The organism is Candidatus Sodalis sp. SoCistrobi, assembly GCF_900143145.1.
GTDB lineage: Bacteria > Pseudomonadota > Gammaproteobacteria > Enterobacterales > Enterobacteriaceae > SoCistrobi.
Genome location: NZ_FRDB01000114.1, coordinates 1 through 9,327, shown reverse-complemented (window position 1 = coordinate 9,327; position 9,327 = coordinate 1). Strand labels below are relative to the sequence as shown.

The window sequence follows — 9,327 nt, the reverse complement described above, 5'->3', positions numbered from 1 at the left end:
CGGCGACTCCTACGATAATGCGATGGCAGAGAGTATCAACGGGTTGTACAAAACGGAGGTTATCCACCGCGGGAGCTGGAAAAACCGGACGGAAGTGGAGTTGGCCACGCTGGACTGGGTGGACTGGTACAACAACAGAAGGCTGCTCGGGCGGCTGGGTTACATCCCTCCTACTGAAGCCGAAATGAACTATTACGCTTTGCAATTAGCATCAGAGGAAGCGGCGTAGTATTGCCAAAATTACTCTCTAATAAACTCGGGGTTATTCACCGGCGTACCGTCGCGCTGCACCTCCCCCGCCGGGGTAATGGTCAAGGTGCCGCTTTGTCCTATCACCTGCACCGTCTGCGGCGCAATGATAATATCGTCCTGGGGTTTGACCGGGCACTGATACTCCGCCTGCGCCTGCCAGGCGGCCATGAGCAATAATCCGAGCATTGCTTTGCGCAACATACCTTCTCCTGATAATAACCTGCGTGAAGAAAACGAGGATTGCTCCTGCCTCTGGCTCAGACCGTTTTGGCAAACATTAAATCCCAAACGCCATGACCTAATCGCTGACCGCGCTGTTCAAATTTGGTTAACGGGCGGCTCGCCGGACGCGGCACATAGTCCCCTGTAGCGGATAGATTACGGAAAAACGCGGCATCGGACATCACCGTCAACATATGTTCGGCATAAGGTTGCCAATCGGTCGCCATATGGAAAATACCCCCGGCGGCGAGTTTACGTCCAACCAGCTCAACAAACGGCGCCTGTATGATACGGCGTTTATTGTGCCGCGCTTTATGCCAGGGGTCAGGGAAAAACAGCTGCACCAGCGCTAAAGACGCATCCGGGATCATCTGCTCCAGCACTTCCACCGCATCGTGACACATGACACGCAAGTTACTGACGCCCGCTTCCTGCGCGCTGGCAAGGCAGGCGCCGACGCCCGGCAAGTGCACCTCGATTCCGATAAAATTCTGCTCGGGATGCGCCGCCGCCATGGTCACCAATGACGCCCCCATGCCAAAACCAATCTCCAGCGTCACCGGCGCCGCGCGGCCGAACAGCGCAACAAGGTCGAGCGGCTGCGCCTGATAGTCCGTTCCCATTGTCGGCCAAAGCGTATCCAACGCATGCTGCTGCCCCTTGGTCAGACGGCCCTGTCGCCGGACAAAACTACGGATCCGCCGCAGCGCGCGTCCCTGTTCGTCGAATTCGGGGGAAATGACATTGTTGCTCATAAAGTTCCGCAATGTGAAAGTGGTTGGCAAACGCGCATTATGCAAAGATAGCGCTGTTTAGCAAGCGCGCAACAGAGGAAAGTTCCTGTTTACAGGTTGTTCGCACTATGCTGCAATCGCGCACTAGGATAATGATGCGGATTTTCGCCCACAGGTAATGATTTCACAATGACGCAAGCGCCACCGTTCGCGCAACTCGTGCTGGATTGGTACCAGCGGTTCGGCCGCAAAACGCTGCCCTGGCAGTTGGAAAAAACGCCGTACAAGGTCTGGTTATCAGAGGTCATGCTGCAACAAACGCAGGTGATGACCGTCATCCCCTATTTCCAACGCTTCATGGCCAAATTTCCCACCGTTGGTCAACTCGCGGCGGCGCCGCTCGATGAAGTCTTGCATTTATGGACCGGCCTGGGCTATTACGCCCGCGCACGCAATCTGCATAAAGCGGCCCAGCTTATTAGCGAGCGGCACGACGGCGAATTTCCAGAAGACTTTGACGCCATCTGCGCCCTGCCCGGCATTGGCCGCTCCACCGCAGGCGCCATATTGTCGCTGGCGCTGGACAGGCACTATCCTATTCTTGACGGTAACGTCAAACGGGTGCTCGCGCGCTATTACGCCATTGCCGGCTGGCCCGGGAAAAAAGAGGTGGAGCAGCGTTTGTGGCGGCACAGTGAACAGGTCACCCCAGCGCAGGGGGTAGCACAATTCAATCAGGCCATGATGGATCTGGGGGCGATGGTGTGCACCCGCTCGCGGCCGAAATGCGAGCTTTGCCCGCTGCACCTCGGCTGCCAGGCCTACGCCGCCCATAGCTGGGCCAGCTATCCGGGCAAAAAACCGAAGCAGATCCTGCCGGAAAAAACCGCCTGGCTTCTGCTGCTGCAGGAGGGCAACCGCGTGTGGCTTGAGCAACGCCCGGCGGTAGGCCTGTGGGGCGGGCTGTTTTGTTTCCCGCAGTTTGCCGACCCGCAGGCGCTGTCGCTCTGGCTAACCCAGCGCGGTTTGCCAGACGGCCACTGTGAGCAAATGACGGCGTTTCGCCATACCTTCAGCCATTTCCATCTGGATATTGTACCGATGTGGCAGCAGGTCGGCACAACGAAACGCTGCATGGATGAAGGCAGCGGACTCTGGTATAACTTAGCCCAGCCGCCGGCGGTCGGACTGGCGGCGCCGGTCGAGCGCTTACTAAGCCAACTACGTCAGCCTCGACAAGCTGCTTTATTGCCAGCGGCTGCCAACAAAGAGGAAGAATGATGAGCAGAACGATTTACTGTACTTTTTTAAAACGTGAAGCCGAAGGGCAGGATTTTCAGTTTTACCCGGGAGAACTGGGTAAACGTATTTATGACAACATTTCTAAAGAAGCCTGGGCGCAATGGCAGACCAAGCAAACGATGCTTATAAATGAAAAAAAACTCAGCATGATGAATGTCGCCGATCGTAAGGTGCTGGAGCAGGAGATGATCAATTTCCTGTTTGAAGGTCAGGATGTGCATATCCAGGGGTATACCCCGCCGAGCGAATAACGCCTTTTCGGGGTGCCTGGCGCCCCGGAAATTTTTAGTCCTGACACGGCCCGTAACATGAAGAAAATATTACCTTTAGTGATCATTGCCCCGTTATTGATCTCCTGTTCCAGCAGTAAAAACAATGCCGAAAATGAAGCCTACATAAAAGACACTAACGGTTTCGATATTTTGATGGGGCAGTTCGCCCACAACATTGAAAATCTCTGGGGGCTGAATGAAGTTCTGATTGCCGGGCCAAAAGACTACGTAAAATACACCGATCAATACGAAACCCGCAGCCACATCAATTTTGATGCCGGTACCATTACCGTCGAAACCATCGCCGGCGACAACCCCAGCGCGCATTTGCGCCAGGCCATCATCAGTACGCTATTAATGGGTAACGATCCCGGCACGATCGATCTTTACTCGGATGCGGACGATATTCCTATCAGCAAAGAGCCTTTCCTCTATGGTCAGGTGCTGGATAATAATGGTGAGCCGATCCGCTGGGAGTGGCGCGCCGCCCATTTCGCCGATTATCTGCTGCAAACCCGCTTACAAACCCGCACCACCGGCCTGCGGCAAATTTGGTCCATCACTATTCAGCTGGTGCCGAACCATGTGGACAAACGCGCCCATAAATACCTGGGCATGGTGCGCAAAGCTTCGCAACAGTATGGCGTCGATCAATCGCTGATCCTGGCGATTATGCAGACGGAATCGAGCTTCAACCCCTATGCGGTGAGCCACGCCGACGCGCTGGGTCTCATGCAGGTGGTGCAGCACAGCGCGGGGCGCGACGTGTTTAAAATGAAGGGCAAATGGGGCCAGCCGAGCCGCAGCTACCTGTTCGACCCGGAAAATAATATCGACACCGGCACCGCTTATCTGGCGATGCTGCAAAACAGTTACCTGGGCGGCATCGTCAATCCGACATCGCGGCGTTATGCGGTGATCACCGCTTATAACGGCGGCGCCGGCAGCGTGCTGCGGGTCTTCTCGCGCGATCAAAACCGGGCGTTCCAGATAATTAACGGCATGCCGCCGGATCAGGTTTATCAAACGCTGTCCACGCAGCATCCGTCGGCGGAATCGCGCCGCTACTTGTATAAAGTGAATAATTTGCAAAAGAACTACCGGCGCTGACGGCGGCGGACAACATCGGCGCGCGCGGCGCACCGGTATCGCCACCACCACGCCCTAAGCTCTAATGCGAGAGTGTTCCGCGACCGTGGCCGGCAGCAGTGCGATAATTGCGCGCGCTGCGCGCCGATATCGCCACCACCACGCCCTAGGCTCTAATGCGAGACGGTGCCGCGACCGTGGCCGGCAATAGTGCGACACTGCGTGCTGTCGCACGTCTGTCGCCACATCAAACGCCCGGTCCAAGCGCGGCAGGGACCCGCGACCAAGCCTGGCAGAGGTGCAGCTACCGCGCGCGTTCCGTTGCGGCAGTAAGCGGCATGCGGCTAACCCTAGCCGTCAGCGGCAGACCACATGGCCATACAGCCGCCGGGTGCCGCAGTCATCTTGCTGGACATACACCCCTTGCAGCTCCGGCTGGAAGCCCGGCAGCAGGTTCAACCCCTCTTCCAACGCCAGAAAATAGCGCCACGCCGGCCCGCCCCAGACCTCGCCGGGCACAACGCACAGCACCCCCGGCGGATAAGGCAGCGCCCCCTCGGCGGCAATACGTCCCTCGGCCCGGGATAGAGGAACCAGCTCTATCTCGCCGCGCACAAAAGCCCCATTAGCCTCCTGCGGGTTCAGCGCCATACGCGGCAGATGGGGCTGGCGGAACATATCGTGCTGTAGCTGCTTGGCGTCAAAGCTGACATAAAGGTCATGCATTTCCTGACACAAACGGCGCAGGGTATAGTCTTGATAGCGGCCGGGGTATTTCTCGCAAATGCTGGGCAACACCGCTGTTAGCGGCGCATCTTGCTCAATAAAGCGTTCAAACTGCTTGAGCACCTCCACCAGCCGGCGCATCTTCGCCGCATCTTCGGCGGGAGTGAGCAGGAACAGGATGGAATTAAGATCGCATTTCTCCGGCACAATGCCGTTCTCGCGCAAATAGGTCGCCAGAATGGTGGCCGGAATACCAAAGGCGGTATAGCGTCCGCTGGCGGCGTCGATTCCTGGCGTGGTCAGCAGCAGTTTACACGGATCGACAAAATACTGATCGCGGGTATAGCCATCAAAGCCATGCCAGCGATCGCCGGGCACGAAATTGAAAAAGCGCTTTTCATGCGCCATGTCCTCGGTGGCATGATCCTGCCAGCGCCGGCCGTCAACGTAGTCCGGCACGAACGGCTTAATGAGCCGGCACTCCGCCAAAAGCTGCTTGCGGGTTTCAATCCCCAGTTTGACGCACGCCATCCACATCCGCCGGCCGCTGGCCCCTTCGTGGATCTTGGCATTGATCTCAAGGGCCGCAAACAACGGATAAAACGGGCTGGTGGACGCATGCAGCATATAGGCATTGTTGAACCGCTTATGATTGCAGAACCGCTTTTGTCCTTTAATGTGGGTGTCTTTTTTATGAATCTGCGAGGTTTGCGAAAACCCCGCCTGCTGTTTGTGCACCGATTGAGTGACAAAGATCCCCGGATCGTTTTCATTTAAATCCAGCAGCAGCGGCGAACATTGCTCCATCATGGGGATAAACTGCTCATACCCCACCCAGGCGGAGTCAAACAGGATGTAATCGCACAGATGGCCGATTTTATCCACCACCTGCCGGGCGTTATAGATGGTGCCATCATAAGTACCCAGCTGGATCACCGCCAAACGGAACGGCCGCGCATCGCCCGCCCGCTGCGGCGCAACCTCTGCCACCCGCTGGCGCAGGTAGGCATCGTCGAAGCAATGGGCATCAATGCCGCCAATCAAGCCGAACGGATTGCGCGCCGTTTCCAGATAAACGGGGGTGGCGCCGGCCTGCAGTAACGCGCCATGGTGCACCGACTTATGATTATTACGGTCAAAGAGCACCAAATCGCCGCGGGTCAGCAAGGCATTGGTCACGACCTTATTAGCCGAAGAGGTCCCGTTTAGCACAAAGTAGGTTTTATCGGCGTTGAACACCTTGGCGGCAAATTTTTGCGCCTCTTTCGCCGAACCTTCGTGGATCAGCAAGTCGCCCAGCTTAACATCGGCATTGCACATATCCGCGCGGAAAACATTTTCGCCGAAGAAATCATAAAACGCCCGCCCGGCCGGGTGCTTGCGAAAGAATTGCCCGCCCTGATGCCCCGGACAGGCGAAGGTACTGTTGCCCATGGCGACATAGCGCGTCAGCGTATCGAAAAACGGCGGCAGCAGCGCCTGCTGATAGCCCTCCGCGGCCGCTTCCAACCGCGCGGCCGCGGCAGCGGGGGCCGCATCATCAAGCCACAGCGGTTCGACGCCTGCCGGCAGCGCGACACCGTCGTCGCGGCGTGCGACATCGATGCCGACGAATGCCGGAATGGAAAAACCGGTATTGCGCAGCACGGCCAGCACGCCCGACCGGGCATCCTCAACGGAAACAACCAGCGCGGCCACATCCGTGAAATCAGTCTGGTCCAGCGGCACTATCGCGCGCGGAGTGTGCAGACGATCGGCCAGCGTCGTGCTGGCGGCAATTTTTAACAAAGTCATATCACCGATGCCCTAAGGTAAGGATGAGTCGATGTGCCTGAGCACGCAATGGGAGAGCAAACGCGTCCCGCACCCGATGCCGGCCGTACTTTCCCGGCAAAGGAAAGCGCAACGTAATGGAGAGACTGGAATCAGCAGCAGCCAATAGACATCAGTAAAAGCAGAGCCGGACGTCTGTTCTTACTAATGCCTAATAGTGAGCCTAAGAGCCCTCACCGCATGGTGATGACGGACGAATACGCGCGGTAGAGAAAATGCGGGCAGGATATCCGCATCACTGGACAAGGCTGCCCCGTGACCAGACGCGGCGACAGTGCTGAATGCATAGCGGCGGCCTCCTGTGATCTTCTGCGTAATAAGAAGTGATGAAAAATTTGCGCAATAATTGCATGTTTCCCCGCCGGGTTCAAGAAAAAATCCCTTAAGCGCGATAATGCATCACATTATTAACTTTATGATAATTAAGTGAATAGCTATATTTAGTAAATTTATTAAATAACTAAATATTATCACGCCTCTTCGCCGGTGCCCTGCCCTCGCCGGCAAAGGAGCACCGTGGACGCCCTCGCGGCTGCCTGAAAACGCAGCAAACGCACCGCGAAGATAAATTAGGCGTTGACGCCATGCGATCAATACGGTTTAATGCGCCCCGTTGCCCGGATAGCTCAGTCGGTAGAGCAGGGGATTTAAAATCCCTCGGCCTTTGGCTGTACGAGTTCAAGTCTCGTCCCGGGTACCATCTCAACAAGATTAATAAAAACAACAAGTTGTACTATAATTTAATGCCGCCTTGTGCGGTTTTTTTTCGTCTTGAAATCGACAAGTGGCAGCAGGGCGTTTGAGATAGACTTAACGTACTTCAAGATGCATCTGCCTATCAATCACCCGTTCGGTCAGCCTTAGATTGAGAATGATATCCCGCATTTGGTTATCGAGAAAATCCACTTAAAAGTTGAAGCCCTTATCGCGTTTATCGGGGTTAGCCATGATATCTGGCTGATGGCTGCGCTATCAGTGCAGGATAGCCACAAACAGCGGCTCGGCGCTGTCGGCATAATCAGTGATGACCAGATTCAGTGTGTACTGGTATTCAAACGAAAGAGACGGCGCCAACGTGCTGATAATCGCCCCATCATCAATAAAAATATGCAGGCAGTCAAGGGGTTGCGCCACATAGGGCACGGCAGCGGTGAGTGCCACGCGTAGCGAATCAGGGTAAAGCATGGTACCTCCGGGTGTCAGTGCGGCATTGTGTTACTACGCAAAATACGCCTATAACCTGATTATATTTTTACGCTAAATCAGGTAGTTATTTGGTGCAAATGAAAAACACCAGGGTGCCTTTATGAATGCTATTTCATCTCATTTTTCAGATAACACGGCTTTGGTAGAAATCAGATTTCCGTCTCATGACTCAGGCACTTCCTCAGGTTTTGTTGCTAAGCTTCGTTCCGTAGCCAATGTGTCCGTTAATATGGCCAGTTCAGTGAATAATGCGATTCGTGGAATGGTTGATAAACATCCTTTCGCGACCACTTTACTCGCCGGCGGCGTAGCACTGGCGATCGTAGCAACCGTGCCTGCAGCCACTACTTACCTCCCCATCTGCTGTAGTGTTATGGCATTGGCCGGAGCCTTAATCAAAAAGCAAGGCTCTGTACCAGGCATTGATTGACCCTTCAACTGATTTGATTAGTGAATGGTGGCGCGGTTTTCCACCCCAGCCAGCAGTAGCAAAAGCCCTGTGCGGGCTTTTGCTACTGCCACCACGCCAAGCGAGATCCTGCCGTCGTTCAGGGAAGTATTGGCGCCATTCAAACGGCGGCACAGGGTGTTAATTTGTTGCTTTTCGTGCTTCGTCATGGCTGATTTTCTCACTTTGTCTTGGCGTTGGCCGTTGAGCAAATTTGATGTACGTCGTTTTGCAACCCGTTTATTTGCTATGCTGCAACTTCGATTCGTCGTCTGAGGGTAAATTAATGTTGTTGAGCGGCGTCAGTCAGCCTCGCCCGGGTTGCATCATCCAGGCGTGAGGCGGTACGAGCGGGCACGTTGGGATAGGTGGCACTGACCTGCAACCGACGACGGGCGGCAGCAACATCACCCTCAAGCTGCGCAATACGGTGTTTATAATTCTCAAACTCCGCTTATGTTGCCCATCCAGCGCAGTAACGGTCTGTATCTGATAATGTAATTGGTTATTCTGTACCTGAACGATGCCGCTCACAGTCAAGAAGATATTGATGCCCTACGTCAGGGGCTGAAGGGATCGAAAGGTCCTGGAAACTTTCGCACCCTTTTTTTTCTGCGCCGAAGGGCAAAAAAGACCGGTTGCAGCTTATCCCTCTGGCCGAAGTGGCGGCAAAGGATGAATTCATGCACATCCTAAACACCCGCCGGAACGACCAATTAGCCGCGCAGCGTATCCCGCCGCAGCTGGTGGGGATTTTACCTGACAATAGCGGTAGTTTTTGGTGATGTGGAAAAAGCGGCGCGTATGTTTGCCATCAATGAGGTATCGCCCCTTCAGCAGCGCCTTAGCGAAATTAACGGTTGGCTGGGAGATGAGGTAGTGCGAGAAGCCCAATGAGCTACTGGATGATAAGGCCGGATAAGCGGCAAAGACGGCCCTCACGACAAGTCCAAAGACTGCAACATAGCGGTGCAACACCACGTAAAGTACGTTAGAAATAAATATTTAATTATGAACCAAACTATTTATTGACTCGCCATAGGGCGATGGCGAGCTTTCTCTCATATAATCAAACTACGTTAATCCATAAAATGAATATGCGGCAGCTTAACTTGTGGGTCTGTAAATTTTTTTGTGTAAATGGCTCCATCGCTTAACTGGAGATTCGTTCTCCATACATCAACATGAATTGGCTCATAGCAGGTTTCCAGTCTCTGAGTGGCATGGTCCATTTGGCGGAAAT

The 9,327-nt window shown here is 54.7% G+C and carries 9 protein-coding genes, 1 tRNA gene and 3 pseudogenes; 7 read left to right on the top strand and 6 right to left on the bottom strand.

Features of this window, described 5'->3' with window-relative positions; all coding sequences use genetic code 11:
• The coding region (locus CINSTRO3249_RS09145) for an integrase core domain-containing protein (RefSeq protein WP_143146879.1) at positions 1-229 on the top strand (229 nt) is incomplete at its 5' end.
• 38 nt (positions 230-267) lie between these two features.
• Here CINSTRO3249_RS09145 and CINSTRO3249_RS09140 read toward each other — a convergent pair.
• Positions 268-453 (bottom strand): annotated as a pseudogene (locus tag CINSTRO3249_RS09140) (hypothetical protein); the annotation flags it as partial.
• 56 nt (positions 454-509) lie between these two features.
• Positions 510-1,229 (bottom strand): tRNA (guanosine(46)-N7)-methyltransferase TrmB, encoded by a 720-nt coding sequence (gene trmB, locus CINSTRO3249_RS09135; protein ID WP_074013054.1) that lies wholly within the window; start codon positions 1,227-1,229, stop codon positions 510-512.
• A 168-nt stretch (positions 1,230-1,397) separates the two neighbouring features.
• Between trmB and mutY the strand changes: the two genes are divergently transcribed.
• From mutY to mltC, 3 genes are read left to right on the top strand one after another with little or no spacing between them, the layout of a single operon-like run.
• Positions 1,398-2,489 (top strand): A/G-specific adenine glycosylase, encoded by a 1,092-nt coding sequence (gene mutY / locus CINSTRO3249_RS09130; RefSeq protein WP_074013053.1) that lies wholly within the window; start codon positions 1,398-1,400, stop codon positions 2,487-2,489.
• Positions 2,489-2,761, top strand: coding sequence for an oxidative damage protection protein (locus CINSTRO3249_RS09125; protein WP_074013052.1), 273 nt, complete (start codon positions 2,489-2,491; stop codon positions 2,759-2,761). The genes mutY and CINSTRO3249_RS09125 overlap by 1 nt, the downstream gene beginning before the upstream one ends.
• Positions 2,762-2,818: 57 nt before the next feature.
• Positions 2,819-3,892 (top strand): membrane-bound lytic murein transglycosylase MltC, encoded by a 1,074-nt coding sequence (mltC, locus tag CINSTRO3249_RS09120; protein WP_074013051.1) that lies wholly within the window; start codon positions 2,819-2,821, stop codon positions 3,890-3,892.
• Positions 3,893-4,228: 336 nt separating this feature from the next.
• Here the strand turns inward: mltC and CINSTRO3249_RS09115 are convergent, their stop codons facing one another.
• Positions 4,229-6,391 (bottom strand): ornithine decarboxylase, encoded by a 2,163-nt coding sequence (locus CINSTRO3249_RS09115; RefSeq protein WP_074013050.1) that lies wholly within the window; start codon positions 6,389-6,391, stop codon positions 4,229-4,231.
• A 654-nt stretch (positions 6,392-7,045) separates the two neighbouring features.
• Between CINSTRO3249_RS09115 and CINSTRO3249_RS09110 the strand changes: the two genes are divergently transcribed.
• Positions 7,046-7,130, top strand: a tRNA-Leu gene (locus tag CINSTRO3249_RS09110).
• A gap of 272 nt (positions 7,131-7,402) precedes the next feature.
• Here the strand turns inward: CINSTRO3249_RS09110 and CINSTRO3249_RS17625 are convergent.
• Positions 7,403-7,615 (bottom strand): phage tail protein, encoded by a 213-nt coding sequence (locus tag CINSTRO3249_RS17625; RefSeq protein ID WP_254304332.1) that lies wholly within the window; start codon positions 7,613-7,615, stop codon positions 7,403-7,405.
• Positions 7,616-7,736: 121 nt separating this feature from the next.
• On the opposite strand from CINSTRO3249_RS17625, the gene CINSTRO3249_RS16590 reads away from it, so the two are divergent.
• Positions 7,737-8,066, top strand: coding sequence for a hypothetical protein (locus CINSTRO3249_RS16590; protein WP_125933159.1), 330 nt, complete (start codon positions 7,737-7,739; stop codon positions 8,064-8,066).
• 17 nt (positions 8,067-8,083) lie between these two features.
• On the opposite strand, the gene CINSTRO3249_RS17200 is transcribed toward CINSTRO3249_RS16590, so the two are convergent.
• Together CINSTRO3249_RS17200 and CINSTRO3249_RS18020 are read right to left on the bottom strand one after the other, a co-directional pair.
• Positions 8,084-8,254, bottom strand: a complete 171-nt coding sequence (locus CINSTRO3249_RS17200) for a hypothetical protein (protein WP_174249765.1) — start codon at positions 8,252-8,254, stop codon at positions 8,084-8,086.
• Between the two features lie 113 nt (positions 8,255-8,367).
• A pseudogene (locus tag CINSTRO3249_RS18020) lies at positions 8,368-8,523 on the bottom strand (lysis system i-spanin subunit Rz); the annotation flags it as partial.
• A 68-nt stretch (positions 8,524-8,591) separates the two neighbouring features.
• Between CINSTRO3249_RS18020 and CINSTRO3249_RS17620 the strand changes: the two are divergent.
• Positions 8,592-8,981: pseudogene (locus CINSTRO3249_RS17620) on the top strand (capsid portal protein); the annotation flags it as partial.
• Positions 8,982-9,327 lie beyond the last annotated feature (346 nt).

What these genes read in the sequence shown, in the direction of transcription:
- trmB (WP_074013054.1), bottom strand. Translation starts at nt 1,229, where the DNA reads ATGAGCAACAATGTCATTTCCCCCGAATTCGACGAACAGGGACGCGCG.
- mutY (WP_074013053.1), top strand. Translation starts at nt 1,398, where the DNA reads ATGACGCAAGCGCCACCGTTCGCGCAACTCGTGCTGGATTGGTACCAG.
- CINSTRO3249_RS09125 (WP_074013052.1), top strand. Translation starts at nt 2,489, where the DNA reads ATGAGCAGAACGATTTACTGTACTTTTTTAAAACGTGAAGCCGAAGGG.
- mltC (WP_074013051.1), top strand. Translation starts at nt 2,819, where the DNA reads ATGAAGAAAATATTACCTTTAGTGATCATTGCCCCGTTATTGATCTCC.
- CINSTRO3249_RS09115 (WP_074013050.1), bottom strand. Translation starts at nt 6,391, where the DNA reads ATGACTTTGTTAAAAATTGCCGCCAGCACGACGCTGGCCGATCGTCTG.
- CINSTRO3249_RS17625 (WP_254304332.1), bottom strand. Translation starts at nt 7,615, where the DNA reads ATGCTTTACCCTGATTCGCTACGCGTGGCACTCACCGCTGCCGTGCCC.
- CINSTRO3249_RS16590 (WP_125933159.1), top strand. Translation starts at nt 7,737, where the DNA reads ATGAATGCTATTTCATCTCATTTTTCAGATAACACGGCTTTGGTAGAA.
- CINSTRO3249_RS17200 (WP_174249765.1), bottom strand. Translation starts at nt 8,254, where the DNA reads ATGACGAAGCACGAAAAGCAACAAATTAACACCCTGTGCCGCCGTTTG.